Source organism: Methanosalsum natronophilum (assembly GCF_024808815.1).
GTDB classification, from domain to species: Archaea; Halobacteriota; Methanosarcinia; order Methanosarcinales; family Methanosarcinaceae; genus Methanosalsum; species Methanosalsum natronophilum.
In genome coordinates this window covers 98,668-124,182 of sequence record NZ_JANUCS010000004.1, presented here as the reverse complement: position 1 = coordinate 124,182, position 25,515 = coordinate 98,668, and the positions used below count along the sequence as shown (strand labels likewise).

28 protein-coding genes are annotated in these 25,515 nt (G+C 36.7%); 18 read left to right on the top strand and 10 right to left on the bottom strand.

Annotated features, from left to right (window positions below):
• Together J2T59_RS03785 and J2T59_RS03780 are read left to right on the top strand one after the other, a co-directional pair.
• The coding region (locus J2T59_RS03785) for a monomethylamine:corrinoid methyltransferase (protein ID WP_259134101.1) at nucleotides 1-123 on the top strand (123 nt) is incomplete at its 5' end.
• Nucleotides 124-277: 154 nt separating this feature from the next.
• A complete protein-coding gene (locus J2T59_RS03780; RefSeq protein WP_259134081.1) occupies nucleotides 278-1,513 on the top strand; it encodes an ammonium transporter family protein in 1,236 nt (411 codons plus the stop codon).
• Nucleotides 1,514-1,612: 99 nt separating this feature from the next.
• Here J2T59_RS03780 and J2T59_RS03775 read toward each other — a convergent pair whose 3' ends face one another.
• The gene (locus tag J2T59_RS03775; protein WP_259134078.1) at nucleotides 1,613-2,347 is read right to left on the bottom strand and encodes an endonuclease NucS domain-containing protein; all 735 of its coding nucleotides are present in this window, start codon (nucleotides 2,345-2,347) and stop codon (nucleotides 1,613-1,615) included.
• Between the two features lie 434 nt (nucleotides 2,348-2,781).
• Between J2T59_RS03775 and J2T59_RS03770 the strand changes: the two genes are divergently transcribed.
• Entirely contained in the window at nucleotides 2,782-3,213 is a 432-nt protein-coding gene (locus J2T59_RS03770) for a metal-dependent transcriptional regulator (protein ID WP_259134076.1), read from the top strand.
• Between the two features lie 15 nt (nucleotides 3,214-3,228).
• Here the strand turns inward: J2T59_RS03770 and J2T59_RS03765 are convergent, their stop codons facing one another.
• A complete protein-coding gene (locus J2T59_RS03765; RefSeq protein ID WP_259134075.1) occupies nucleotides 3,229-3,918 on the bottom strand; it encodes a DUF169 domain-containing protein in 690 nt (229 codons plus the stop codon).
• A 309-nt stretch (nucleotides 3,919-4,227) separates the two neighbouring features.
• Between J2T59_RS03765 and J2T59_RS03760 the strand changes: the two genes are divergently transcribed.
• Complete coding sequence (locus J2T59_RS03760) at nucleotides 4,228-4,926, top strand: DUF169 domain-containing protein (protein ID WP_259134073.1); 699 nt, start codon at nucleotides 4,228-4,230, stop codon at nucleotides 4,924-4,926.
• A 37-nt stretch (nucleotides 4,927-4,963) separates the two neighbouring features.
• On the top strand, nucleotides 4,964-5,632 hold the full coding sequence (locus J2T59_RS03755; RefSeq protein WP_259134071.1) for an MBL fold metallo-hydrolase: 669 nt from the start codon (nucleotides 4,964-4,966) through the stop codon (nucleotides 5,630-5,632).
• A 4-nt stretch (nucleotides 5,633-5,636) separates the two neighbouring features.
• Here J2T59_RS03755 and J2T59_RS03750 read toward each other — a convergent pair whose 3' ends face one another.
• Nucleotides 5,637-6,314: a TfuA-related McrA-glycine thioamidation protein gene (locus J2T59_RS03750; RefSeq protein WP_259134069.1), complete on the bottom strand. Its 678-nt coding sequence runs from the start codon at nucleotides 6,312-6,314 to the stop codon at nucleotides 5,637-5,639.
• Nucleotides 6,311-7,585 (bottom strand): YcaO-related McrA-glycine thioamidation protein, encoded by a 1,275-nt coding sequence (locus tag J2T59_RS03745; RefSeq protein ID WP_259134067.1) that lies wholly within the window; start codon nucleotides 7,583-7,585, stop codon nucleotides 6,311-6,313. Before J2T59_RS03745 ends, J2T59_RS03750 begins: the two co-directional genes overlap by 4 nt.
• A gap of 237 nt (nucleotides 7,586-7,822) precedes the next feature.
• Here J2T59_RS03745 and J2T59_RS03740 point away from each other — a divergent pair, with 237 nt between their 5' ends.
• The 7 genes from J2T59_RS03740 (at nucleotide 7,823) to J2T59_RS03710 (ending at nucleotide 12,771) form a co-directional block, all read left to right on the top strand.
• Complete coding sequence (locus tag J2T59_RS03740) at nucleotides 7,823-7,984, top strand: hypothetical protein (RefSeq protein WP_259134065.1); 162 nt, start codon at nucleotides 7,823-7,825, stop codon at nucleotides 7,982-7,984.
• A gap of 112 nt (nucleotides 7,985-8,096) precedes the next feature.
• Complete coding sequence (locus J2T59_RS03735; RefSeq protein WP_259134062.1) at nucleotides 8,097-9,278, top strand: cysteine desulfurase; 1,182 nt, start codon at nucleotides 8,097-8,099, stop codon at nucleotides 9,276-9,278.
• Between the two features lie 32 nt (nucleotides 9,279-9,310).
• On the top strand, nucleotides 9,311-10,093 hold the full coding sequence (fdhD, locus tag J2T59_RS03730) for a formate dehydrogenase accessory sulfurtransferase FdhD (RefSeq protein ID WP_259134060.1): 783 nt from the start codon (nucleotides 9,311-9,313) through the stop codon (nucleotides 10,091-10,093).
• Between the two features lie 100 nt (nucleotides 10,094-10,193).
• Nucleotides 10,194-10,595, top strand: a complete 402-nt coding sequence (gene tnpA, locus J2T59_RS03725) for an IS200/IS605 family transposase (RefSeq protein ID WP_259134057.1) — start codon at nucleotides 10,194-10,196, stop codon at nucleotides 10,593-10,595.
• The gene (locus tag J2T59_RS03720) at nucleotides 10,592-10,765 is read left to right on the top strand and encodes a hypothetical protein (RefSeq protein ID WP_259134055.1); all 174 of its coding nucleotides are present in this window, start codon (nucleotides 10,592-10,594) and stop codon (nucleotides 10,763-10,765) included. The genes tnpA and J2T59_RS03720 overlap by 4 nt, the downstream gene beginning before the upstream one ends.
• Before the next feature lie 187 nt (nucleotides 10,766-10,952).
• Nucleotides 10,953-11,546 (top strand): RNA-guided endonuclease TnpB family protein, encoded by a 594-nt coding sequence (locus tag J2T59_RS03715; protein WP_259134052.1) that lies wholly within the window; start codon nucleotides 10,953-10,955, stop codon nucleotides 11,544-11,546.
• 103 nt (nucleotides 11,547-11,649) lie between these two features.
• The gene (locus J2T59_RS03710; RefSeq protein WP_259134049.1) at nucleotides 11,650-12,771 is read left to right on the top strand and encodes an ORC1-type DNA replication protein; all 1,122 of its coding nucleotides are present in this window, start codon (nucleotides 11,650-11,652) and stop codon (nucleotides 12,769-12,771) included.
• 154 nt (nucleotides 12,772-12,925) lie between these two features.
• On the opposite strand, the gene thsA is transcribed toward J2T59_RS03710, so the two are convergent.
• The gene (thsA, locus tag J2T59_RS03705; RefSeq protein ID WP_259134047.1) at nucleotides 12,926-14,593 is read right to left on the bottom strand and encodes a thermosome subunit alpha; all 1,668 of its coding nucleotides are present in this window, start codon (nucleotides 14,591-14,593) and stop codon (nucleotides 12,926-12,928) included.
• A gap of 318 nt (nucleotides 14,594-14,911) precedes the next feature.
• A complete protein-coding gene (locus J2T59_RS03700; protein ID WP_259134045.1) occupies nucleotides 14,912-15,085 on the bottom strand; it encodes a DUF5350 domain-containing protein in 174 nt (57 codons plus the stop codon).
• Nucleotides 15,086-15,319: 234 nt separating this feature from the next.
• On the opposite strand from J2T59_RS03700, the gene J2T59_RS03695 reads away from it, so the two are divergent.
• The gene (locus J2T59_RS03695) at nucleotides 15,320-16,006 is read left to right on the top strand and encodes a YkgJ family cysteine cluster protein (protein WP_259134043.1); all 687 of its coding nucleotides are present in this window, start codon (nucleotides 15,320-15,322) and stop codon (nucleotides 16,004-16,006) included.
• 28 nt (nucleotides 16,007-16,034) lie between these two features.
• On the opposite strand, the gene J2T59_RS03690 is transcribed toward J2T59_RS03695, so the two are convergent.
• The 4 genes from J2T59_RS03690 to J2T59_RS03675 all read right to left on the bottom strand — a co-directional run bounded on the left by J2T59_RS03690 (nucleotide 16,035) and on the right by J2T59_RS03675 (nucleotide 20,151).
• On the bottom strand, nucleotides 16,035-17,162 hold the full coding sequence (locus tag J2T59_RS03690) for a TIGR04013 family B12-binding domain/radical SAM domain-containing protein (protein WP_259134042.1): 1,128 nt from the start codon (nucleotides 17,160-17,162) through the stop codon (nucleotides 16,035-16,037).
• A 66-nt stretch (nucleotides 17,163-17,228) separates the two neighbouring features.
• Nucleotides 17,229-17,645, bottom strand: coding sequence for a DUF126 domain-containing protein (locus J2T59_RS03685; RefSeq protein ID WP_259134098.1), 417 nt, complete (start codon nucleotides 17,643-17,645; stop codon nucleotides 17,229-17,231).
• Nucleotides 17,632-18,813 carry a phosphomevalonate dehydratase large subunit gene (locus J2T59_RS03680; RefSeq protein WP_259134041.1) on the bottom strand — a complete coding sequence of 394 codons (1,182 nt, stop codon included), beginning with the start codon at nucleotides 18,811-18,813 and terminating at the stop codon, nucleotides 17,632-17,634. The genes J2T59_RS03685 and J2T59_RS03680 overlap by 14 nt, the downstream gene beginning before the upstream one ends.
• A 60-nt stretch (nucleotides 18,814-18,873) precedes the next feature.
• On the bottom strand, nucleotides 18,874-20,151 hold the full coding sequence (locus tag J2T59_RS03675) for an anhydromevalonate phosphate decarboxylase (protein ID WP_259134096.1): 1,278 nt from the start codon (nucleotides 20,149-20,151) through the stop codon (nucleotides 18,874-18,876).
• Nucleotides 20,152-20,269: 118 nt separating this feature from the next.
• Between J2T59_RS03675 and J2T59_RS03670 the strand changes: the two genes are divergently transcribed.
• The 5 genes from J2T59_RS03670 (at nucleotide 20,270) to J2T59_RS03650 (ending at nucleotide 25,488) form a co-directional block, all read left to right on the top strand.
• The gene (locus J2T59_RS03670; protein WP_259134040.1) at nucleotides 20,270-20,773 is read left to right on the top strand and encodes a type 1 glutamine amidotransferase domain-containing protein; all 504 of its coding nucleotides are present in this window, start codon (nucleotides 20,270-20,272) and stop codon (nucleotides 20,771-20,773) included.
• A gap of 31 nt (nucleotides 20,774-20,804) precedes the next feature.
• Nucleotides 20,805-21,152 carry a hypothetical protein gene (locus tag J2T59_RS03665; protein ID WP_259134039.1) on the top strand — a complete coding sequence of 116 codons (348 nt, stop codon included), beginning with the start codon at nucleotides 20,805-20,807 and terminating at the stop codon, nucleotides 21,150-21,152.
• Nucleotides 21,153-21,615: 463 nt separating this feature from the next.
• Nucleotides 21,616-23,016, top strand: a complete 1,401-nt coding sequence (locus J2T59_RS03660) for a class II fumarate hydratase (RefSeq protein ID WP_259134038.1) — start codon at nucleotides 21,616-21,618, stop codon at nucleotides 23,014-23,016.
• Nucleotides 23,003-24,727, top strand: coding sequence for an FAD-dependent oxidoreductase (locus tag J2T59_RS03655; protein ID WP_259134036.1), 1,725 nt, complete (start codon nucleotides 23,003-23,005; stop codon nucleotides 24,725-24,727). The genes J2T59_RS03660 and J2T59_RS03655 overlap by 14 nt, the downstream gene beginning before the upstream one ends.
• Complete coding sequence (locus tag J2T59_RS03650; RefSeq protein ID WP_259134035.1) at nucleotides 24,727-25,488, top strand: succinate dehydrogenase/fumarate reductase iron-sulfur subunit; 762 nt, start codon at nucleotides 24,727-24,729, stop codon at nucleotides 25,486-25,488. The genes J2T59_RS03655 and J2T59_RS03650 overlap by 1 nt, the downstream gene beginning before the upstream one ends.
• Nucleotides 25,489-25,515 lie beyond the last annotated feature (27 nt).

The window sequence follows — 25,515 nt, the reverse complement described above, 5'->3', positions numbered from 1 at the left end:
GCTCCTGCTGGTAAGACGTTCCAGGAATGCTATGACACAAAGACAGTTACACCAACCGAAGAATACGTGAAAGTATACGATGGTGCAAAGAAGAAACTGGAAGAACTTGGATTAGTATACTGAATATGATTTAGCGAGCTTCAAAAAATAACGAAACATTACATTACATTACATTACATCAACCTCGATATCCAAGTATCGAGATTGATGATATATTTTTTTTAAGTTCTTATCAAAGGACTTTCACTATAAATAAAAATCTAAGAGGGATTAGTTTATGGAAGAAAAAAATTTTCGAAGAGCATTACTACTGATCTTAGTAATGTGTCTTGTTAACCTGATGGTGCCTGCAGTTTCTGCAGATTTCACTACGCCTGTAGGTGAGCAAGGACTTACTGAAGATACAACTCATTTACATGATGAGTTACATAAGTATCACAAGAACATCGATGTATGGTTCATGTTAATGTTAGTCGCATTCCTCATGCTGTTCATTAAGAAATTCGAGTGGGGAATATGTCTTGCAACATTACTTGTTCTAGCTGGTAGTTTCATAACACATACAGCAATATTACAGTTCGTTTTCGGAGAACCATGGAGCCAGGACCTAATGATATTGAGCGTGTTCTGCTCGATTACGGTCGTTATAGCCATTGGTGTTTTCTTAGGTACGGTCAAGATGTGGCAATATTTCCTTGCAGGTATTTTATTTGCTCCAGCTTGGGTAGGTATTGATTGGTTCATGTTTGTTTTCCTAGAAGGAGTAGTTGACCCTGGAGGATCAATGTTAGTTCACATGGTCGCAGCATACTGGGGTTGGGGTGTAATACTCGCACTACGAGAAAAGAGAGCATTTGATGAACCTATGGATACAACAACGCATAGTATCTCTTTTGTGTGGTTAGCTTCAATGTTATTGTTTGTATTATGGCCTTCATTCGTAACTGCACTACTCCCAGCAGACTTGGTCAATTGGGGAATGTTTACAGCATACATGGCTGGTCTTGGTTCAATAATATCTGCATATTTCATGTGTATATTACTTCAAAAGAAAGTCGATCCTTTAGTATACACTTATGCACTGTTAGCAGGACTTGTGGCTATAGGTTCCCCACTGGTTTCAGTTGATCCTTGGACCGCATTAGGTATTGGTCTAATTGCTGGTGCAGTTTCAGTGTTCTGTTTTGTCAAAGTACATCCTTGGTTATGCAAAAAGACAGGTGTACTTGATGTAATGGGCGTACACAACCTACACGGAGTACCAGGTATACTCGGTGGTATATTTGGTGCAATATTTGCTGCAGGAATGGTAAATCTCATAAGTGTCGTAGGAGTACTCATTCTATCCCTTATTACAGGTGCTATAACAGGACTTATCCTGAAAGCAACACGGGGAGACATGAGCGATTCTATGATGTTCAGCGATAATGCAGATTTCCTTGGATGGAAACCTGAGCCTGTAGTAACTGAAGATGGAAAAGTTGTATCTTCCACCAAAACAAGCAACGATTAAATCAAAAACTAGAGGAGGATCTTAGTTACTAAAGATCCCCTATACCCTTTTTTTTCAAAAAATAACGTATTTACTAAATAACTTATTTACTAAAATTGATCAGTTCAATTTAAGAAGGTTCAATTGATATACCTCAATATTAGCTCCATTACATGCAACTATTCTACTTTTACCAATCTCTGCACATACTATACAGAGTCTGATCTTATCAACAGGTATACCGTATTTTTTAGCATAAGGTAACTTGAATCGTTGAACCTGTGCAATGGCATTATCGTTAGCCTTTATTTCTATCTCAACAAGTAAATGTTCTTCATCCCTGTTCTTAAAAACAGCATCAATTCTTCCACCTTCCACCTCAATCTCAGTATCAATAAATTCAAGATTATCATCTATAAGATTAGGATAGGATGTGATCATTCGAGATATGTCTGATTCTGTGATACTTTCATCAGTAAAGAATTCAGAATTTGAATTAGCATCGATCATATTGTTTAAGTGGTGCAATATATCGATCCTTTTCCCATTTTTTACGTGTGGAAAAACTCCTATATCTTTTCCACCTTCCCGGACAACAAGTATAGGAATCTCGTTCAGTTTACCAGAGCGAGATATTGGCAAAGGACCCCTACCACTACTAACAACCTTTATTCCTTCTCTTCGACTTATTATTCGGAGTGATTCCGCTAATTCTTCCTTTAAGTCGGTTTCAAGAGTTTTTGTGTCAATTACTTCATATGATAAATTATGTTTGAGTGATATTTTTTTGATCAATCCGATTATTGAACTGTCTTCAACATCATCTCCAGATTTGTAAAAATAGTACTTGTGCATCCAATAGCTCCTTAAACTAGAGCATTCTAATACCTTTAAAATTAAATATATTTCTAAAATAAGTAGCATTAGAAATTATAGAATCTGATCACTGACTTAGTATCATGAGCTAAAACGGGATAGAGGGGATGGCCAGTGACCAGATCAAATAAAGTTTATCTAAATTTTGTATCATAACAAATATTATCTATTTTCGACTTTGCGTTCAAAATCTTCAAATTGTTCATAATAAACAGAGCGTTCAACCAGTCCTTCAAATGTGTTATCCATTTAAATCACCTCAATACTCTCTACAACTGGATACTATATAAATCAAAAGTAAGCGGGGTGAAAGTATTATTTCCCTATGGTTTTGGAGCTTAAAGTAGCTTGATATTGATTTCTTGATGGATTAAGAGAAAGATTAAATACACTTTTCAGATATATACTAGAATATGAACAATGGTAGCATTACAGGACTTGAGTTATCACCAAGAAAAATTGAGTATTTGAAATATCTCTTGAACCAAGATGGTAGTGTAAAAACTAACCAGATATCCAACCATTTTGGTGTCGATCCCTCCACAATAACCAAGACCATTATAGAGCTAAGTAATGAAGGGTACTTAAAGCATATACCATATAGAGGTGTCCAGTTAACTGATAAGGGTCAGGAGTACGCTAAGTTCTTAGTTAAAAGACATCGAATACTTAGTTTGATGTTCAGCCATTATGGCATAGATAAAGATGAAGCATGTACCGAAGTTGCACGTTTTGAAAGTAAAGTCTCAAAAAAAGTAATTGATCAGATATGTGATTCCATGGGTCATCCGACCATAAGTGCATGTGGCAAGATCAGTCATGCTGAATGCAATTATTTAAAATAATTGAATAAGTTAAAGTTAATTACCTGCAAGCATTTTTTTAGAGGCACCATAAAGGTCATTTAATCTTTCAAACGGTATACCAATAATCATTTCATTTTCATTGATGCTTGTATGTTTTCGACTACCACTACATCCTACAGTAATACCAACTGTACCACAATTATATGGTTCTGCTACACCATCACCGCAAATACTTTGTATTCCTGCAAAATCGGCAGTTATTCTACCACCATGTTTATACAGAACGCTTTGTGATATTTTCATTATAGTTTCTGGGTTAGATATGATCACTATCACATCTGGAACCAGTATTGTTTTCTCCAATGGTGCATATGCAATCGCTTTTACGGAGTCTGGACTTATAACAGGAACTTTTTCCATTGTCCTTCTTGCCGCATTTATTGTGCTGAAACGTTTTAATTTAAAGTAAAGGTCACCGCTCTTAAGTGATTGAGGCAGGTCACAAAAACCTAAAGTTGCAGCACCACCCTTGCATTTATGATCATCAATTAATGTATAGAAGGAATCACCATTATATCTTACATTATCCACCATTTGGCAGTGACGTGTCGGATCGTCTAACCGTGAAATACCTTCTGGCAGTTCATGTGTAGAAGGGATCAATGTAACCGCAACAGCTGACGTGTCAAGTTTAAATAACTTGATAAGCTCTGTACCTATTTCATTAATTTCTTTGATTTCCATAAAAGTACCTCCATGACATTTTCAATGTAATTTAATTAACTTAATTTAAGAGTTATATTATGCTATTTTACTATTCCCATTTTAATTGTGCAGCTAGATATTAGCAAAACAACTTAATATTTATAGATCATTAATGGACTTATAAAGATTTATATCCTAATTCACAGCGTTTACAGAGTTTTTTTACAATTATAAAGGATTAAAATGATATAATTTTTAATTATTTCTTTTAGATAACATAAAAATCTATGTTTGGTAATATCTAATTAATTGTAATATGATAATAGAGAAACAGTGTAGGTATAGAAAATGAACAATGAACAAATAGCAAACAAGTTAAAAAGTATACTCAAGCTGAGATATGAGCCCGTGGGAGTAAAGTTAATGGAATTAGGTGATAATGTCCCTGATAGTTTTAAAGTGCCTGAAAGTAGTATCAGACATTGTCAAACAATAATGTCAGCAAAAGATGGTAAATGCTTTAATGTTCCCTCTGAAAAACATGCTTGTGTAGTAGGCGCCTCGAGCCTGAGTATAGCGGAAACACCCGAGAAGGTGAAGAGTGGAGAGTTTCATAGTAACCTTGGCATGTTCAACAACAAAGATGCTGCTGCGAAAATGATAGAGCAGAGGTATGTGATTGAATCCGATAATTTCATTTCAACATTAGTTGGACCTCTTAGATCCTTTGAAACTGAACCCGATGTAGTAGTATTAGTAGATATTCCTGAAACTCTATATTGGCTCATCCCTGCACATACTTTTTTTAAAGGAGGTAGGTTAGAGTTCAATACAGCAGCATTTCAGGCAACATGTGTTGATTCTACCATAATACCAATCAATAAAAACAAAATGAACTTAAGCCTTGGTTGTTTTGGTTGCAGAAGATCAACTGATATAAAAAATGAAGAAATGTTAGCAGGAATTCCTTACAAAGATATTGGAAATATAGTTAATGCATTAGAACGAATGGTAGATGGTCCCATGAAGAAAGCAAGGAACAAATAATGACATTAATTCATTCTAATTATAATCAGGTGAGTTTGTGAAGTTGACAGTTGTCTATGACAATGAAGCCTCTTCCGGGCTAAGAGATGGGTGGGGATTTGCGTGTTATATTGAATCTGAAGATATGAACATATTATTTGATACTGGGTGGGACGGTGAGATCTTATTAGGTAACATGTTCAGTTTAGACATCAATCCAAATGAAGTTGACACAATTATAATATCGCATCATCATTGGGACCATATAGGAGGATTACCTACATTTCTTTCGAAAAATCCAGATGTAGATGTAATTGTACCTCATTCCTTTTCTTGTGCTTTAAAAAAAGAAATACAAGCACGGATTTCAGGTAAAGTCATTGAAATTAGATCTAAAAGGAAAATTACTACTAATATTTATACAACTGGTGAACTTGGAGTTGATCTCAAGGAACAATCACTCATACTCAAATCAAAACAAGGGTCCACTATCCTTTCAGGTTGTTCTCATCCAACATTGAAAATTACTATGACTAGTTTGGATGATAATGAAAACATATTTGGATTCATTGGTGGCTTACATGATAGTGAAGAATTTGATTGTATGGATAAGTTCACTTTTATAGCTGCAGGTCATTGCACAAAACATAAAGATGTGATTAAAAATATATATCCTGGTATATTCGAAAATATATTTGCGGGGTATGTCAAGATACTAAAGCAGTAGATAATTATTCTGTTAGCGACATCATAAGTTCTTTTACTTTGGAAATAACTTCCTTTGCATCTTCACGTTTCACATCTACTTCATGTTCTTTGCAGAAATTGAGCAGATTTTTACCTTCTTCTTCTGAAATGATCTGTTGGGAGAGTCCAGATTTTATAATACCTTCATAGGACCTATAATTATAATGTGTTCGTTTACCAATATCAATCAGGTCATCCCTAACATCCTTACCAATGACTCTGTTACTATGAGCTGAGATAAGTGTTTCTCTTATATTCACCATGGGTGATGATACGGGTTCGTACGTGTCAGGGTTTGTAGCAACAGCTACTTCATCATCATCTTCTAGCATACCGTCGCGGTACCATTCATAGATTCGACCAATACCGATCATTCCATGAATGTCAAGTTCAGAAGCACGAAGTGCACCCATGCTACCTCCCCCTACAACAGTAACACCATTACGAATAGCTTTTATGATCTCACGATGAGAAACAGCTGCTTTATTGAAAAAAACACCATCTATAATCCCAATAATATCATATCCTTCACTAACAGCTTTTTGGACATCACACCGAACTACTGGTCCTGCATACTGAACATCTAATATTCTACTAGCTTCTGAATGAGATATACTTGTACCAGTAAATATTATCGAGTTAGGTGTTGTACTATAATTCATCTTTTATGTTTTCTCCATGGTCTTTCGTTCTTAGGAATAGTTCGTTTCTTAATTACTTTCATTCTTGCCCCAATTCGTTCCCTATCAAGAGTATATTGTTCAAACTCTGGTACGATCACACGAACAACTGGGACACTTACATCAGCCCTTGATAGATCAGAAACCAGTATACGTTCAGTAATACCTTTTAGCATATTAATTATAGTTTCAATGTTTGTTATCGGAGAATCTGTGGAAATATCCTTTATGTCTTCCAACTTGACAGTATCTCCATCCTCATACCAAAACCGGTTCATCCTTTTCATCCGATCATATCCAATTTGACGGACAAAACTTTCACGGTCAGTATCTTCCCTAGCACCATGTATTTGAACTACCCTTGACTGTGCAGCTTCCGATACGGCCCTTCTAACAGCTATGTCTGGTCGCAAATGTGAACCTGCACCCATCACAAGCATTGCTGGATCTTTTAATTTAATATCATCAGTAGCTGCTACAAATGTTGGTATACCTAGATCATGTTCTAATAACCATATCCTGATATCAATACCTTCATCTCTAAACCTTTGAACCAATTCATAATTGAACCCATCATCTGGATCCAATATCAATTCTTTTCCCGGATTTCGATTGAATTCAGCCATGCTTAAAGCATCTCGTTCAATCACTTCTAATAATCCATGTAATACTGCTTCCTCAAGAACATTACCTGCTGCAAGCCCATTGGTGTTACTGCGAAACAGTTTATGTGATCTCCCAGGTGGATTATATGGATGGTAAACTGCATTAGAGGGTACAAAACATTCTTCATTATTGAGTATATCAAATGATTGAGTCCATTCCATCAGTATATCTGATGATCCGGGTTCAGGTAGGAGAAGAGACTGTGGGCTCAGGACAGTATGTTCTTGTACAGCATTATCATAGGTATCAATGAAATTTGTTAGGTTAGGTTCACCTTTTACATCCATGTTCTCTGTAGCACGTTCTGCTAAACACCGTTCAAAACTTTCCATTATAGCTGATATCCTGGCTTGATTATGGGTGGGACCTTTCCCTGAATAAACAGAGATCGCACCTTTGGCTGCACTGGGCCTTATTGCAGAATATACAGGAATACCTACTCGATCAAGGTCAGTAATGTTCGCAATTCGAGTTACACCAATACTTTTCAAACTGGATTCAGTAACTTCTAGTGTTTTTTGTTCATTGAAAACCCTTTGTGTACCTTCAATGTATTTTAAGGAAGGGTCAAGATTAAGATAAGTCATAAGTAGGAAAACGTTTTACTATATATTATTATTTTTCCAATTAATACTTTTAGAATAACAGATTTTCATTAATTTTAGTTTTTAAGGGCATGAATTTCCAATAATGAAAAACTATATATAGTAAGCAATGCTTAATATATGGTTTACATCTAGTTTGTGGGGATGAACTATTTTCGAATTGATGCAGCGGAATAATTTCATTTCCATACTATTTGAAGAGACAGGAGTTGATATGTGATGATAAATGTCATAAAGAACATAAGAAAGTATAGGAAAGATGAATATATGCAGAACCATTGCTGCACCACAATGAACCTAGCAAAAAAGAAATCTTCTACAATGAATAAAGATGATTTAGAGCTATATAGGTTCATGAATGGTGGAATTCAAGGCAAGTGATAAGTGATCTGCTACATTCACTTACACCTTTTTTGAACTTTTTTCTTTTGTAGTAATTCAATTCAATGAAATTCCACAAGCTATTTGTGTAAATAATTATATCTGACACATAATGTACGATGTGAACTTGGTTCGTAATGATTTTCCTGTACTCAAAAAAGTAATTTATTTTGATAGTGCTGCAACTACTCAAACGCCTATACAGGTCGTAGAGGCTATGAACGAATATTTCTATGAGTATGCAGGAAATTATGGAAGAGGTGCACATCAGCTTGTAAGAGAAACGACTGATAGATGTGAAAGTGCACGAGAAAAAGTAGCTTCTTTCTTTAATGCTGACCCAGCTAAGATAATATTTACCAAAAACACCACTGAAGGTATTAATATGGTCTCACAGGGCATAGAATGGGAACCTGAAGATCATGTTATCACAACTAGTATAGAGCACCACTCAAACTTAGTACCATGGATGAGACTCAGGAAAAAGGGAGTTAGTGTAGACATAGTACCTGCAAACAAGAAAGGTATTGTGCATCCAGAATATATTCTGTCAGCTATACAGGATAACACTAAACTAATAGCTATAAGCCACATCTCAAACGTCCTGGGTTCAATCCAGGATATTAGATCCATTATCAAGATCGCACATAATAATGATATCAAGGTCCTAATTGATGGTGCACAGTCAGCTGGACATATACCTATCAACCTAAAATCACTTAAGTGCGATTATTTCGTTGCTGCTGGCCATAAAGGATTATTAGGTCCACAGGGTACTGGTATCCTCTATATTAGAGATCCTGATAGTATCGAGCCTATATATCTTGGTGGTGGAACTGTGAACAATGTCAATAGCAGTAATTACAGTTTGGAACCAAGTCCAGCTAAATTCGAAGCTGGTACACCGAACATACCTGGCATAATTGGGCTTGGTCGTGCAATAGATTATATTGAAGCCATTGATATCAAGAACATAAAGGAACATGAACACAAATTAAGCAAATATGCAATATCTTTGATTTCTGAAATTCCATCACTTGAAATATACGGTCCAAAGAAGAGAGCAAGTGTAGTTCCATTTAATGTGATTGGCATGAACTCACATGATGTTGCTATGATCATGAACGAAACTAAAAACATTTGTGTCAGGAGTGGGTTCCACTGTGCAATGCCAACTATAAGTCAGTTGAAAGTAGATGGGGTCATAAGGGCTTCTTTTGCTTTATACAATACTATGGAAGAAGTAGAGATTTTCGCTGATACCTTGTTCCAGATATCTAATCTGGTAAGTTAAACTTAAACTAACCCTGAATGTGTGTGAGTCAGATGAATAAGCACAATAATAACGATTATATCTCAACATATAAAGCTTTGGAAATCTCAAATAATGGAGATCAGGTGTACAAAGAATATAATGTTGCAAAAGAAGCTACTTTTGACCTTATAATCAATGACATTAAAATTGCATCTATCCTAACATCACCTTCAAAAATAAAAGAACTTGGTATTGGGTATATCGTATGTGAAGGTATTGCTAAAGCACATGAGATCAAAAGTATTGAGTTAGAAGGTACATCTATCAATGCCCAGGTTGAGAACAGTGATGATGTTGAGTTATGGCAAGAATTGAGGTCTTCAGGATGTATTGGTTTTAGGTGGGAAAATAGCGAGGAAATAACAATTGATTCTAATACTCTTTTCCATTATTACAATGTGTTCAATACCACAACGTACCTGAAATCAGGTATACATAGTGTCACCAGAGGTACTCATCTTGCTGCTCTGATAGATTCTAGAGGTAACCTCATTTCAAGCTGTGTAGATATTGGGAGACATAATGCAATAGATAAAGTCGTAGGTGAAGCTATTCTAAATAAGATCGAACTCTCAAGTAGTTATCTTCTATCCACCGGAAGACAGTCTGCGGGAATGGTATTAAAGGTTGCACGTGCCGGAATTCCTCTTTTAGTAACTAAATCCGCACCACTGGATACTGGGATAGATGCTGCTATTAGAACTGGACTGTGTTTAATAGGTTTCTTATCCACCGATAAAATGACAATCTTTGCAAACGAAGATAGGATAAGCTTTACGACTAACGGGGTGTAGGGGTAGAGAAAGCCCACTACTTTAGTGGTGGGATGAATCGTACCCCACCTGTTAGCTAACCACAAATTATGTATAGCTGTCAGAAATATAATATATTATTATGGCAACAGAACGATGGAAACTTAGCAATACAACAGTGTATAATATCGGTTTTCATCTAATATGGTGTCCTAAATATAGGCGTAATGTTTTAAAAAATGAGATTGAAGAACGTTTAAAGGAACTTCTTCATGAGAAAGCAGAGGAAATCGGAGTAACCATAGAAAAAATGGAAGTAATGCCTGACCAAGTTCATTTATTCGTGAAAGCAAACCCTACAATGAGTCCTCATTGGATTGTTCAACAATTTAAGGGTTATACATCTCGTATTCTAAGACAGGAATATTCAGAATTGAGAACCAGAATACCTACATTATGGACTCGAAACTACTACTGTGAATCTGTTGGTCATATTTCAGAAGCAACAATTAAAGAATATATTGAGGAACAGAAAAACAAATGATACTCACATACAAGATCAAACATCATCGAGATTATTCCGATGAAATAAAGAGGGCTGAAAATGTAGCCCAATATGTATTAGAGCATCATCCATATTCAGCTAAATTCAGTTCCAAAGATGTAAAACAATTTGGGTTAAAGTCAGTAATGAGCAACCAGATTATTCGTTAATATGGACGCAATCGAAAACTAAAGCGCATTAACAAGGTCAAATTAACAATCCCTAATCAGGGAATCCAGTATGACCCTTCAATACAGATTATCAAAATAACATCATTAAAAAAACTTGAACTTAGACATGAAATCCCTACCCACTTCGACACTATCAATCAGATTGAAGTAGACAACGAATATCTCTATGTCTCTGTTAACCCACACTGAAAATTCCGAATACGAAGCTACCGAGTGGTTAGGAGTAGACCGTAACACCACAGGACATGTAGCAGTAGTAGCATCTCCTAATACCGGGAAGATTATGAAACTCGCTAAATCAGGACAGCATATTCATGGAAAATACAAACATATCCGCAAAAATCTACAAAAGAGAGATGGCTACGGGATCAAGCTCGAAGATCTCAAAGGTATCCGTAAGAACAAGAAACAAGCAAATTTATTCCGTTATTCCTTGAATAGTTGGTCTTTCTATCAACTCCAGATGATGATAGAGTACAAAGCCAAACTACTTGGAGTCCCTATCGCTTATATCGACCCCGCATACACTTCTCGATCATGTAGCAGATGCGGTCATATAGGGAATAGAAATATTAAGAGCTTCCAGTGTCCCTCTTATGGACACGTTGAACATGCGGACGTTAATGCGGCTTTCAATATCGCATTATCTCCAAACATAGTTCGATTCGCAACAGAAAGTGATGATGCGAAGGGGAATACTGGCATCCCCAAAGCGGCAATGATTAGAAAGCAATCAACCGTAGAACCCCAAGCACTTTAGTCGTGGGAGCATGTCAGTGAGATCAAAGGATAAGAGTAATTGATACCATATATACATATACAACTCAAAAATTATATTAACTCATAATTTGGAGTTTGGTTAGATGAACAAAGATATACTTCTCTGGGACGAAACTATATTCAGGAATCCAGAAATACTTGAATTGGATCACATCCCAGAAAAGTTTGAACATCGTGAAACTCAATTAAAAGGCATTGGATACAGTTTAATACCAGCCACAAGGAACATGAGACCAGTTAATTGTCTAGTTAGCGGTCCTCCTGGAACTGGTAAAACAACAGCTGTACTTAAAATTTTCAATGAAATTTATGAAAATTCTAATAAAGTTCATACAGTGAAAGTTAACTGTCAAATAGATTCAACCAGGTTTGCTGTAGTTTCAAGGATCTATAAAGAGGTTTTAAAATTGAAACCGCCTAGCTCAGGCATCTCATTCCTGAGAGTATTCGAAAACCTTATGGAAAAATTGATTGAAGAAGAAAAGGCATTAATTGTTTCTTTAGATGATATAAATTATCTTTTCCATGACGGACATGCAGATAAAATAATGTATTCTCTTTTAAGAGCACACGAACAATATCCTGGTGTCAAGATCGGTGTTGTAGTGATCATAAGTGAAACTGGTAAACTGTACAACTTCGACCAAAAAGTAAGTTCTGTATTCTTACCTGAAGAAATATATTTCCCAAGATACAATTACGATGAACTCTATGACATAGTAACAACAAGAGTTGAGCACGCTTTCTTTGAAAATGTTGTTTCTGAAGATGTGAAGAAAAGAATTGTTGAATATATTGATAGTACTGGAGACCTTCGGGTCGGTATTGATCTATTAAAACGTGCTGGATTAAATGCGGAAAGAAGAGCTGACAGGAAGATCATAATCGAAGATGTAGATAATGCGTACGAAAAGTCGCGTTTACTCCACCTTTGCAGGAACTTAAGGTCGTTAACTAAAGACGAAAAGAGTTTACTCAGTTTAGTTGTAAATCAGAATACCGTCCATGCAGGTGAACTCTATTCACTGTTCCATGATATTACCGGTTTAGGGTATACCCGTTTCTATGAAATTGTCACAAAATTAGAATCGTTCCATTATTTAACTACTAATTTCACAGGTAAAGGTAGGCGTGGTCGAACAAGACATATTAAATTGAATTATCCTTCATCTGATATAATCAAATGTTTAGAACAAAGTGTCTAAACTATTTTTTAGAAAAATCATACCTGCTATTTAAGAAGCTATGTTAGGTTTGTAAAAAAAATAAAAAAAAGAGGGGATCACAGGTCATCACTGAAACATGGATGACCTGCACAAAGTTATCATTCTTACTTTTTCTGTGTTCGATGTTATGGGATTACATCATAGGAGGCATTCCGCCACCCATTCCTCCCATTCCACCCATGCCGCCCATACCTTCGGCGCCTGCTGGTGGTTCTGGAGCTTTGTTGGATGCAATCACGTCATCGATTCTGAGTATCATGATAGCTGCTTCTGCTGCTGCATTTATTGCTTGTGTCTTGATTCTAAGAGGTTCGACAACTCCTCTTGCCCACATATCAACAACATCACCAGTGTACACATCAAGTCCAGCTGTCTTTTCACCATTTTCGTGATGTGAACGTAATTCCACTAATGTATCGATTGGGTCTAAACCTGCATTTTCTGCAAGTGTTCTTGGGATTACTTCAAGAGCTTCTGCAAATGCTCTAACAGCAAGCTGTTCTCTGCCACTTAGAGAGGATGCATAGTCATGTAGTTCAAGAGCTACCTGTACCTCAGGTGAACCTCCACCTGCTACAAGTTTTTCATCCTCGATCGCAACTCCAACAACTCTTAGTGCATCATCAAGTGCTCTTTCCACACTGTCAACTACATGTTCTGTACCTCCACGGAGCAATATTGACACTGCTTTTGGATTGTCGCAGCCGGTAACGAAGATCATGCTATCGCCACCAACTTTGCGTTCTTCTACAGCTTGAGAGTGGCCTAGATCTGATTCGCTAATTTCATCTAAGTTAGTGATCAAACTGCCACCTGTTGCACGAGCAAGTTTTTCCATGTCACTCTTTTTAACACGTCTAACTGCAAAGATGCCTTCTTTTGCAAGGAAATGTTGTGCCATGTCATCTATACCTTTCTGGCAGAATACGACATTTGCACCACTTGAAGTGATCTTGGATACAAGGTCTTTTAGCATCTTTTCTTCTTGGTCAAGGAAAGATTGTAACTGATCTGGTGAAGTGATTGAGATCTCTGCATCAACTTCAGTTTCTTTCAATTCAATTGCGCTGTTGAGTAGAGCAATCTTTGCATCGTCGACCTTCTTTGGCATGTTTGTGTGTACTCGCTCCTTATCAATGAGCATACCTTCGATAAGTTCGGATTCTTCTACACGGCCACCAACTTTCTTTTCGACCTTTATATTATCCATATCTACAGTATTACCATCGGATTTCTCTACAACACTGCGTACAGCATCTACTGCGATCTTACCTAAAACTTCCTTATTTGCTTCAGCACCTTTTCCGGTCATTGCAGTTCCTGCAATATTGATCAATTGATCTTCATCTGCTGAAGTGATATCTTTTGCAACGCTGTCAAGAATTTCGCCTGATCTTTCTGCAGCCATTCTGAACCCAGAGGCTATGATAGTTGGATGGACATCCTGATTGATCATATCTTCTGCTTTTTTAAGAAGTTCTCCTGCAATTACTGCTGCTGTAGTAGTTCCGTCACCCACTTCATCATCCTGGGTCTTTGAAACTTCAACGATCATCTTTGCTGCTGGATGTTCAATATCCATCTCTTTTAAGATAGTTGCCCCGTCATTGGTGATAACTACATCTCCTAATGAATCTACAAGCATTTTGTCCATTCCTTTTGGACCAAGTGTTGTTCGTACAGCTTCTGCAACAGCTTTTCCAGCCATTATATTGTTACTTTGAGCATCTCTTCCACGTGTTCTCTTACTACCTTCATTCAAAATGAAAATAGGCTGTCCACTCATTTGTTGTCCTGCCATTATTATTATCCTCCTATACTAATATGTAATAACTATTCCTTTATAGGTGGTTTTCACATGTTTGTAGTTCTATATAAAGTTAACGTTTTTTTATGAGGTTTTGAGATGTGAAAACAGTACCACCTACTAAGGTATGCAATTGAATTCGGATACAATAGTCACTGGAAATTGATGAACGAATGCACATACATATCAGACTAAGCTGACTAGAAATAATATCGATGTTACTGTGCTTCTACAAAAAAGTTTCACTTAGTTTAGAAGCTTTATCTATACATGCATATAAAAAAGTGTTAGTAAGGTACTTTTCAACCTTACTCATTTCACAATAGCTCTTGCAGGCCGTTGTTTAAACCTTCTTTTTGAGCCTGATGATGTGTACCTTTGGCCTGGACCTGGATGAGATTTACTTTGTGCGGCCTTTTTGACCTTAATGGTTTTACCTTTTCTTCCTCTAACTCTTACCCATTCTATGCTTCCTGTTTTACCCATATTGAATCCTCGTTATATATATGCATTTTATATGTAAATTGATATATTTGAATTTTCCAGTATATTTAATTATAAGTTCCAAACGAATTATAATATTAACTGAAAAGTTGTTAATTTTTCTATATTTAGCTTGATATTAAACCAAAATAATCTGTGCACGTAAGATGTATATCATATTATTAAGTTTTACGATACAAAATGCAATAAAAGGTGGTTACTGTTAAACAAAGGAAAGTGAAAGATGATATAAATTCACGTGAGAACATTGTTCAGCTGATCAGGGACTATCCCGATAATGAATTTAAAGAGGTAATTCAAGATATCGGTTTTAATTGCGAAATGTGTACTAAATGCTGTACAGCAAGTTTCAATGACCATATTTTACTATTAGAGGATGATGTAGAACGAATAAAAGATATTGATCCTACTGTATTATATCCTGCACCTGGTTTTGAGTTCTGTGACCAATATGGGAAATTGTATTCATGTGGGTATACTATCAAAACTAAGAATGATAGTGATAAAACATGCATATTCCTTCAAAACGGACTCTGTACCATATATTCCAAGAGACCACTTATATGCAGAGTATATCCTTATATGCTCTTCCCCGTAATAAAAAAGAAAGGTAATGTGGATTGGAACATGATCAGTGGATTAAATGAACACGGATACTATCATAACCATATAGATGATGAAACATGTAACTCAATTATTCATCAAACCAAAGAATACGAAATTCGATTTCAAGAACATATGATCATGTTCATGAGAACGATCTTAACCCACTTTCAGACAAATGGACTAAAACACATTCCTGCTATGCAAGCTCAAAAAATTAGAGAGTATAATAAAGGTCAGCCTATTGACATTTTAGTGTACCATAAGGGTAAGTTTGAAACATTCTCTGAACAAAAATGACAAGGTTTAGTAAACCAGAAAAAATGGGTCATGTGGAACTTTGCCAGGTGCCAGTGAGTTTACCTTTAAGTGCAAGTTTTCCCAGTTCCTTATTTACATCTTTGGATACAGACGATGGTAATGAGTTCGAATATGGGGTGCCTGGTAATGGCGTGAAATAATGTGCATGTACCTTACCCCCTTTTTTGTTACATATCCATTTCATTAATTCAACACTTTTCATTTGATCAGATGGAGTTTCTCCCGGGAAGCCTACTATGAAATCGACATTTGGTACAATACCATGATCAATGCACCGTTCTACTGCAATTATCACATCATTCACATCATGACCTCTACTAATACTACGCATTATTGCATCACTCCCGGTTTGTGCACCCATACTTATAGATGTGTTCGTACAATATTCCAGTACCAGTTCAAGCGCTTTATCAGATACAAACTCTGGTCTAACCTCTGAAGGAAATGTACCAAAGAAAATGTTCTTCTCACCCAACTCAGCAATGGAGCTGAGGAGTAATTCCACTTTATCCAGATTTGGATGTATACCATCACTGCCATAAGCTAGTGCATTAGAACTTGTGAACCGTATATCTGAATAATATTTACTGAACTTTAATATCGATGAAATACTTCTATGTCTCATCCTGGACCCAAACAGTTCTGGTGTCTGACAATATTTACATTTCCAGGGACATCCTCGGCTTATTTCTATTGGCGAGTATAAATGAGTTGGATCAAAACAGGGATACGTATCAAGGTCAACATTCGATCTTGGGTTGGTGTATACCTTTTCACCTGAATTCGATCGATATCCAATACCTTCAATCTTATTGATATCAATATTGTTTTGGATAGCGTTTATTAGTTCGGGTAGTGTTTCTTCACCTTCCCCGATCACTACATAATCGAAATAGTCCAGTGTTTCTTCAGGGGAGCCTGTGGGATGTGGTCCACCTGCAATAAAAATAGTTTTTTTGGAATTGGACGCAAATTCGAGTACTTCATCATAGAAGAATTGTGCCTGTTTTGTTGAGAAGCTATATACCATAATACCTTCTTTTGGCTCGGATGTAAATCCTTCAAAATTGATCAAAGGAGCTAGTGCTGCTAGACTATAGGCACTTTTCTTATTCCATCGAAGGTACGTTTTCATTGAAATTAATAAAAGAACTGATCATTTTAAGGTTTTTGGACATTCTATACAACACTAATACCAATATCATTTCGAACCCGTTATTTCAAGGTAGCCTTCGGACCCGTTTACTATCACTTCATCGCCCTCGACTATAACCTTGAATATATCAACGTTTGGCCGGTCAACTAAAGGTATATCCGATATAATTGCACCAACTGCTACTATAGGTTCAGAATCGATATTGATCATCCCTGATGGAGCACAACCGTTCTTTTTTAGTTGATATAATACATAGGAACCTACTGTTGAACCTTTACCGTAAGGGAATATCAAGATTGAATCTTTTATACATTTACCATGAAGTTCATGGTTAGGATCAATTATATTACCCGTTTCGGGATCTACAGTGCCCAAAAATGAAATCGGGTCTTTAGTGGAGAGTACAGGACCTTTTCCTTCCCCTTTTGATATTGATCGACATTCAATTCTAATTTCTATCACCTGCCTCATCAATACATTCTTCAAGGGTAGCATACATCGATTCGATCTTACACATCCCAGGAATGTAATTGAACGCTTTCCCCGAATTAACTGCCATACATCTATAATTCTCGCTTGCAGGAGATACTACCATACATGTATCACAGAGGACTTTAGCACCACTTTTCTCAATTCGAGATATTATATCTCCTGAATTGTTAGCAACCTCTCTTGAAGTGCATACCCAGAACTCTTTATTTACAGTCTTACCCTCTAACAAACTAGCTATCTCTTCAAGTTCCTCGACTGAACAATGGGGGCAACCAAGAGCAACAATATCACAATTATTCTTAAATGATGCTTTACTCTCATATACTTCCCTTATCTGTTCTTCCTCGATCACGATCGTTTCTTCAGGAGTATCGAAGTTCATATGCAATTGTTCTGGCGTAACATTCTTCACATGATACAATGCAACGGACCCTGAAGCTGCCATTGCTGCACCTAAAGATTTTAGATCCACCTTTTTAGGATTACTCTTGAGATTAAATAATGGTACTTTGTTAGATATCATTTTACCTACAATGTATCCTAAAGCACCATAATCTGAACTTGATATATCACATTCAACATTAACTGAGATCGTTGGAACACGGTTTTGATCTAAATGGAACCCATAATTCCCAGTTTTCCCGATCAAGGCCGCAGAGAGTGCTGAGGGCCCACCTTCCCTATTGGTCCGTGCACCTATCACAGAATTTGCATAGGATACTGCTGAAGATTCACTCCATGCAATATGTTCACCCAAACTCAGATCAAATCCCTGTAAATAATATGGAGTACAAGTACATTCTACCCTAATACCAAGTTCAGAGTATGCTTTAATTATCTCTTTTTGCTTGATTGCAAACGATTCGGGGATACCCATCCCTGCCCAATCCTCTAGGTCCATACCCGCAGGGTTAAGGACTGAGGGTACCTTTACAGTACCTTTCAGGGAAGATATCCATTCAAGACCAGCATCCCCTATTGTCTTATATGATACACCCGCGATCTGTGCACTTTTTATTGGAATTAAACTATCTGCACCATATATATCACCTAAAGCAACGAGTATTTCAATTGCTTTTTGTAATGTTGTACCATATTCCCCATTAAGTATATTTTCTTCTTCTCGTGTCAAGTACATTTTTTTACACCGGTACACCCTTACACAATCATATTAGTATCATTTCTATTCATAGTTAGGTTAGAGTTCATCTATCTCTGGCATTCTAGCGCGTTCAAACATTTCAGATTTGCTTAATATCTTGGTTGCATCAATACCTATTTTAGACGTAGTACCATCAGGCGAGCCCATTGGGTCAAGTGTACTACCCCTTACTCCACTTATCACCATTACATCACGGTCACCACGTACACGTGTTGCAATAGCGAACTCTATATCTTCTGGACTGAAAATATCAATATCCTCGTCTACTATAACTACATGTTTTAAGCTTGTATGAGCTGCAAAAGATGCCATTATAGCATTTTTGCCATCACCTTCCGTTTTTTTATCTATTTGTACCACCGCATGCAGATAACAACAACCACCTTCAGTTAATACCACGTTCTTCACAGCAGTCACTTCACCTACAGCTCGGTATATCCTAGGTTCATATGGTACACCCATCATTAACAGGTGTTCAGGGCCTGCGGGTAGAATACCGTGATAGATCGGATCTCTGCGATGCAGTATACGTGTAATGGTAATCACAGGTTCTTTTCTAACATGGTCATAAGTACCTGTTATATCAACAAAGGGACCTTCATCAACAGTTTCTGTTGGTTCGATATAACCTTCCAAGACATATTCAGCATGGGGTACCTTAATTCCATTACCACACTTGAACACCTCAACAGGTTCACCACGAAGTGATGCAGCATATTCGAACTCTTTACCTTGTGGTACACGTGTAGTTGTAGCGTAGGTGATTACAGGATCAGCACCAATTACCACACATACTGGTAGCGGTTTATTCTCAGCAGCTGCTTGTTTGTATAAGAGATAAGTGTGACGAGGCGGTACTAACCTTGCCGCCAATTTATTCTTTCCTGCAACCATTAACCTATGTATAGCCGCGTTCATGATACCATCATGTTCAGTTACTACAATACCAGCGGTTATGTAAGCTCCACCATCTTTCTCAAAATGTGTCATGATGGGCAGGTCTCTTAGATCAACATCTTCAGTTACTACTTCCATAGTAGGTGACTTATTAACTAGCTTAACTTCACCATCAGGTTGCACATTAGATAATTTATCTATAATTTGATCTTTTGGTACCTGTAACATCTTAGAAAGCTGTTCACGTGATCCAAGCAAGTTCATAATAGCCCGTTTCCCATCAATATCATTGAAAAGAATAGCTTTATTAGTCCTGCCCGCTAACACTGGGGCTTGGAACTTTGGAGAAACTGACTCATTTACCTCAATGAGTAAACCGTCTCTATCAAGATTATCAATAAACTTCCTGTAACTCATGGTGCACAATATTAAACTCACATAATATATATTCCACCATTTATAATAACAACATTTCTAAAAATATATCTAGTACCAACATAATATTCTACATAACAAGCATTTGTAGGTGATCATTTTGAAAGGAATAATATTTGCAGCAGAAGGATTCGAGGACCTTGAAGTATTCTATCCATTACACCGGTTAAAAGAAGAAGGTATTGATGTAAAAATAGCTTCTATGGAAAAAGGAAAGGTTTTTGGTAAGCATGGATATCCAGTTAATGTAGATATTGCATTTAGTGAAGTGATACCTGAAGAATATGATATCCTTGTAATATCTGGAGGAAAAGGACCAGAAAAAATGAGACTTGACCAAGACGCTTTAAAAATAGTTACTAGCTTTTTTGAAAATAACAAACCTGTTGCTGCAATCTGCCATGGACCCCAGCTATTGATCTCCGCTGGTGTGATCAAGGGACGACGAGCCACTTCCTATATTGGTATAAGAGATGACTTGATCGCAGCTGGCGCTGTATTTGAAGATAAAGAAGTTGTAATCGACAAGAACCTAGTTACATCAAGACATCCTAATGACCTTTTTGCCTTTGGTAAAGAAATGATAGGTCTTATCAAAAAATGACTTTTAGCACTGACCAGCCGGTGTATTGAAAATGAAAGATAAAGATAAAGTAAGTGAAAAGGACATCAGTAAAGAGCCAATTATCTGTTTTGTTGTTATTCAAAGGAGAGATAACATACATATTCAGCCTTTAAAGTACGACTGGCAGGGTCTTAGCAGTGTAAATTCCGAGATTGAACTTGCATATGACGATTCTGTCCTTGCAGTGATCCCAGCACCAGAAAAAAGCTATGAAGTGAAAGGATTGCTTACAACAGGCAACGATATAGATAACTGCAATCTATGGGGTGACTGGGTTACATTAGGATATGAATTTAAAGGTGCCACACATCCTGATTGGAAAGAATTGCTTTTAAAGGAACGAAAACATAGAGATTGAACCTTTCAATTATAATGAACTAAATCTCGAATCAACTACAAAATCTTCATATTAATCTCAGCTTGAAGGCTAATCAGTGTTCTCCCCCTCTTCACCAATCTTGCATTTATTATCCCTGTACCATATACATTTGGATTTAAGACAAAATTCTCCTTCGAGATCCTTCTCTGTAGGACTTAGAAACGGACACTGTTTTTTTTTTACCATCTATGATCACTAAAACTCCATTAAAACATTGACCCTATAATATATAATAGTACTTTTTTGGGTGCTTATTGTATCTGTCTTTAAAGTAGAAACTATGATACTTGGTACTTTGATTATGTCCTATAGCCCAATATTCTTTCAAATATTGGATTAAAGGCCATTTATTTATAACTTGAAATTTAAATATTTATAATAGATCATATGTATAAACAATCTTTTTTACATATTGTTTTTTTAAAGGTAGCCTGGTGGTTGATTGGTAAGAATTGAAAAAGATAGTTTAGGAGAAGTTCGAGTACCTAGTAACGTATATTATGGACCACAGACAGTTAGAGCTACACAAAACTTTCCTATAAGTGGCGATACGTTACCGCACAGTTTTATTAAAGCACAGGCTGCAATTAAATTGGCTGCTGCAAAAGCTAATAGAGAATGTGGTGTACTTCTTGATCCATTGATAACCAAATCAATAATTGATTCTGCACTTGAGATCAGAAGCGGGAAATATCTTGACCAATTCGTAGTGGACGTATTCCAGGCAGGTGCAGGTACTTCTCAAAACATGAACATGAACGAAGTTATAGCTAATCTTGCACTCGAACGTATGGGGTTTGATAAGGGTAGATACGATATCATCCATCCAAACGACCATATTAACATGTCACAGTCATCAAATGATACAATACATTCAGCAATGCATGTATCTATAGTAGAACTGACTCATTTGAAGTTATTACCTGTTATTGATGAGATGTTAACTATCTTGGATGAGATAATAAGTGAAAATAATACAATTGTAAAACCTGGTCGAACTCATTTACAGGAAGCTGTCCCGATAACACTTGGACAGGAGTTCAGTGGATACTTTAGATCTATCGAACTCGCCAAGAACAGAATAGAATCAGCATTAACCGACCTACTTGAATTGAACCTTGGAGGATCAGCTGTAGGTACTGGAATAAATGTTCCCCGTGGTTTTTCTTCAATTGCACTAAAAGAGATAAGATTAATTACGGGACACGAGTTCAGGCTAACTAAAAACCGGTTTGAAGCTACTCAAACGGCTGGTTCAGCGCTTACCTTCTCTGCAGCTTTAAGAGGACTTGCTGTAGAACTGATAAAAATATCAAATGATATTAGATTACTTGCAAGTGATCCACGAACATCTATTGGTGAACTCAGCTTAAAAGCCGTCCAGCCAGGTTCCTCGATCATGCCGGGTAAGGTGAATCCTGCAATGCCTGAAATGATGAACATGGTCTGTTTTCAAGTGATTGGGAATGATGGTGCTACAGTGGTTGCATCACAGGCGGGTCAGCTTGAACTAAATGTATTTACACCAATAATAACACATAATATACTTCGCTCACTAGAAATATTATCCAATGCAATCAAAGTATTTAACATAAATTGTCTTCGTGGTTTGAAGGCTAATAGTAAAAGATGTGAAGAACTAATGAACAATAGTCTATCTATAGCTACTGTTCTTGCACCAAAGCTTGGATATGATAGAGTCGCTGAAATCGTTCAAAAGGCAAACAGAGAAAATAAAAGTATTAAGTCTATTGTAATGGAGCTAGGAATTATGTCAGAGGATGAGCTAGATGATAGTTTAGACCCGCTTAAGGTCACGAGGTCTATGAATGATACAACATGATATTATAATCATTGGGGGAGGTCTTTCAGGGCTCAGAGCAGCATTAGAAGCACAGCGTTCAGGTAAAAGTGTTGCGATCATATCAAAAGTATATCCTATTAGAAGTCATTCTGGAGCCGCACAGGGTGGCATTAATGCAGCAATTGGATCAGACGATAGTTGGGAAAAACACGCTTTTGATACCATTAAAGGAAGTGATTATCTAGCTGACCAGGATGCTGTACAAGTTCTTTGTAAAGATGCACCTGATACAATAAATGAACTTGATACATTGGGCTGTAACTTTTCAAGGGATTCTAACGGAAATCTTGCACAACGACCATTTGGTGGTGCCGCATATCCTAGAACATGTTATGCAGGAGACCGGACAGGACATAATATCTTACATACACTCTATGAACAGGTGATGAGGTATGGTATTAAGATCTATTCTGAATGGTTGGTGACCAAGCTTGTTATAGAAGATGGACAATGCGTTGGTTGCATTGCTATGAACTTATTAGATTCAGAACTTGAAATATTTCAATCTAAAGTTACCATAATGGCTACTGGTGGATATGGAAGAATATATGCAAGGTCTACTAATGCATTGATCAATACCGGTTTTGGTATAAGTCTAGCATACCATGCAGGAGCTGAATTAAAGGATATGGAATTCGTGCAATTCCATCCAACCACACTCTGGGACACTAATATACTTATCACAGAAGGTGCACGAGGCGAAGGTGGATATCTTCTAAATTCTGAGAATAAAAGATTCATGGAAAAGTATGCCAAGGATTCAATGGAATTAGCTCCTCGAGATATCGTTGCACGAGCAATTCAACAAGAGATCAATGAAGGGCATGGATTTGAAGGAGATTATGTATACCTTGATCTTACCCACCTTGGTAAAGATGTGATCAATAAGAAATTACCTGGTATAAGAGAGATTTCTAGGAACTTTGCAGATATCGATCCTATCGAGAACCCTATACCAGTACAACCCGGTCAACATTATTCAATGGGTGGTATTTGTTGTGATGTGAATGGGAAAACTAAAGTACCGGGGCTTTATGCAGTTGGTGAATGTGCCTGTATAAGTGTCCATGGAGCAAATAGGCTTGGTGGTAATTCTTTACTTGAAACTGTGGTGTTCGGGAAAAGAGCTGGTATAGATGCTGCAAAATTCGTTGATGAAAACACATTTTCACCTACTGAACAAAAACTTGTAGAAGTGTTGAATGATGTGAAAAACGATATCCAAGATATTATGGATATGGATATTGATAGTAGCGGTAGTGGTAGTGGTAGTAGTAGTAGTAATAATGAGAGTTTTGCTCATCTAAAAGACGAGGTTCGCAGTCTAATGCAAGAGCATGTTGGTATTTTCCGAAATGAAAAAGGATTGAAAGTAGCACTTAGTAAAATACTGGAATTAAAAGAAAAGAGTATACGGCTAAATGTAGTTAACATGTCAAAGCAATACAACTTAGAGTTAGTAAACACCATTGAACTTAAAGGAATGATAGATCTTGCACATGTAATAACATTAAGCGCATTGTCACGGACAGAAAGTCGTGGTTCACATTATCGTACTGATCACAATAAAAGGGACGATAATGAGTGGTTAAAACATACATTAGTAACTAAAGATGAGCATGGTGCACCAACTATCGATTATAAAAATGCTGTTATACTAGACGTGATGCCTGAGACGAGGGAATACTAATGACCAAATTAGTTATTCAGCGAAATGATAATACGAGTTCATGGTACGACACGTTCCACATTAAAGAGAAGAAAGGGATGACAGTACTTGATGCATTATTTCATATCCAGGAAAAGGTCGATGGAAGTTTATGTTTCCGCTATTCGTGTAGAGGAGCAGTTTGTGGAAGTTGTGCTATGCTGATAAATAGAGTTCCAAGACTTGCCTGCAAAACACAGATATCAACCATTAAAAAAGAGATCATAAATGAAAGTAATTCAAACGATGTTTTGTTGAAGAACAAGGAAATGGATGAATTCAAAGAAGAGATCTTAATTGAACCCTTACCGTTACCTAACTCCAATATTATTAAAGACCTTGTTGTTGATCTGGAACCATTCTTTGACCTCGTGTATTCAATCAAACCGTGGATTGATGAAGGTCGTCATGATAATACTGATCCTAATACTCTGATAGAACCTGCAATGCATGAAAAGATCGATCAGTTCACTAATTGTATACTGTGTTCACTCTGCCACAGTATATGTCCAGCATTTAAACATGACGAACAATATATGGGACCAGCTACATTAGCAAAAGCATGGCGATATTATCTAGATCCGCGTAATGACCAGGAATCTAAAAACGGTCTATTGAATACAATAAATACAGAAAATGGTGTTTGGGGATGTGATGTGGTATATAAATGTGTAGGAATATGCCCAAAAAAAGTACCACCAACAAAAGGTATACTTAATTTAAGAGACGTGATTAAAAAATAATGAAAATAAATAAAGAGATTATGAAAG

Bases quoted from the DNA above. Each gene is read 5' to 3' on its own strand.
- J2T59_RS03780 (WP_259134081.1), top strand. From the start codon at position 278: ATGGAAGAAAAAAATTTTCGAAGAGCATTACTACTGATCTTAGTAATG.
- J2T59_RS03775 (WP_259134078.1), bottom strand. From the start codon at position 2,347: ATGCACAAGTACTATTTTTACAAATCTGGAGATGATGTTGAAGACAGT.
- J2T59_RS03770 (WP_259134076.1), top strand. From the start codon at position 2,782: ATGAACAATGGTAGCATTACAGGACTTGAGTTATCACCAAGAAAAATT.
- J2T59_RS03765 (WP_259134075.1), bottom strand. From the start codon at position 3,918: ATGGAAATCAAAGAAATTAATGAAATAGGTACAGAGCTTATCAAGTTA.
- J2T59_RS03760 (WP_259134073.1), top strand. From the start codon at position 4,228: ATGAACAATGAACAAATAGCAAACAAGTTAAAAAGTATACTCAAGCTG.
- J2T59_RS03750 (WP_259134069.1), bottom strand. From the start codon at position 6,314: ATGAATTATAGTACAACACCTAACTCGATAATATTTACTGGTACAAGT.
- J2T59_RS03745 (WP_259134067.1), bottom strand. From the start codon at position 7,585: ATGACTTATCTTAATCTTGACCCTTCCTTAAAATACATTGAAGGTACA.
- J2T59_RS03740 (WP_259134065.1), top strand. From the start codon at position 7,823: ATGATAAATGTCATAAAGAACATAAGAAAGTATAGGAAAGATGAATAT.
- J2T59_RS03735 (WP_259134062.1), top strand. From the start codon at position 8,097: ATGTACGATGTGAACTTGGTTCGTAATGATTTTCCTGTACTCAAAAAA.
- fdhD (WP_259134060.1), top strand. From the start codon at position 9,311: ATGAATAAGCACAATAATAACGATTATATCTCAACATATAAAGCTTTG.
- tnpA (WP_259134057.1), top strand. From the start codon at position 10,194: ATGGCAACAGAACGATGGAAACTTAGCAATACAACAGTGTATAATATC.
- J2T59_RS03720 (WP_259134055.1), top strand. From the start codon at position 10,592: ATGATACTCACATACAAGATCAAACATCATCGAGATTATTCCGATGAA.
- J2T59_RS03715 (WP_259134052.1), top strand. From the start codon at position 10,953: ATGTCTCTGTTAACCCACACTGAAAATTCCGAATACGAAGCTACCGAG.
- J2T59_RS03710 (WP_259134049.1), top strand. From the start codon at position 11,650: ATGAACAAAGATATACTTCTCTGGGACGAAACTATATTCAGGAATCCA.
- thsA (WP_259134047.1), bottom strand. From the start codon at position 14,593: ATGGCAGGACAACAAATGAGTGGACAGCCTATTTTCATTTTGAATGAA.
- J2T59_RS03700 (WP_259134045.1), bottom strand. From the start codon at position 15,085: ATGGGTAAAACAGGAAGCATAGAATGGGTAAGAGTTAGAGGAAGAAAA.
- J2T59_RS03690 (WP_259134042.1), bottom strand. From the start codon at position 17,162: ATGAAAACGTACCTTCGATGGAATAAGAAAAGTGCCTATAGTCTAGCA.
- J2T59_RS03680 (WP_259134041.1), bottom strand. From the start codon at position 18,813: ATGTACTTGACACGAGAAGAAGAAAATATACTTAATGGGGAATATGGT.
- J2T59_RS03675 (WP_259134096.1), bottom strand. From the start codon at position 20,151: ATGAGTTACAGGAAGTTTATTGATAATCTTGATAGAGACGGTTTACTC.
- J2T59_RS03665 (WP_259134039.1), top strand. From the start codon at position 20,805: ATGAAAGATAAAGATAAAGTAAGTGAAAAGGACATCAGTAAAGAGCCA.
- J2T59_RS03655 (WP_259134036.1), top strand. From the start codon at position 23,003: ATGATACAACATGATATTATAATCATTGGGGGAGGTCTTTCAGGGCTC.
- J2T59_RS03650 (WP_259134035.1), top strand. From the start codon at position 24,727: ATGACCAAATTAGTTATTCAGCGAAATGATAATACGAGTTCATGGTAC.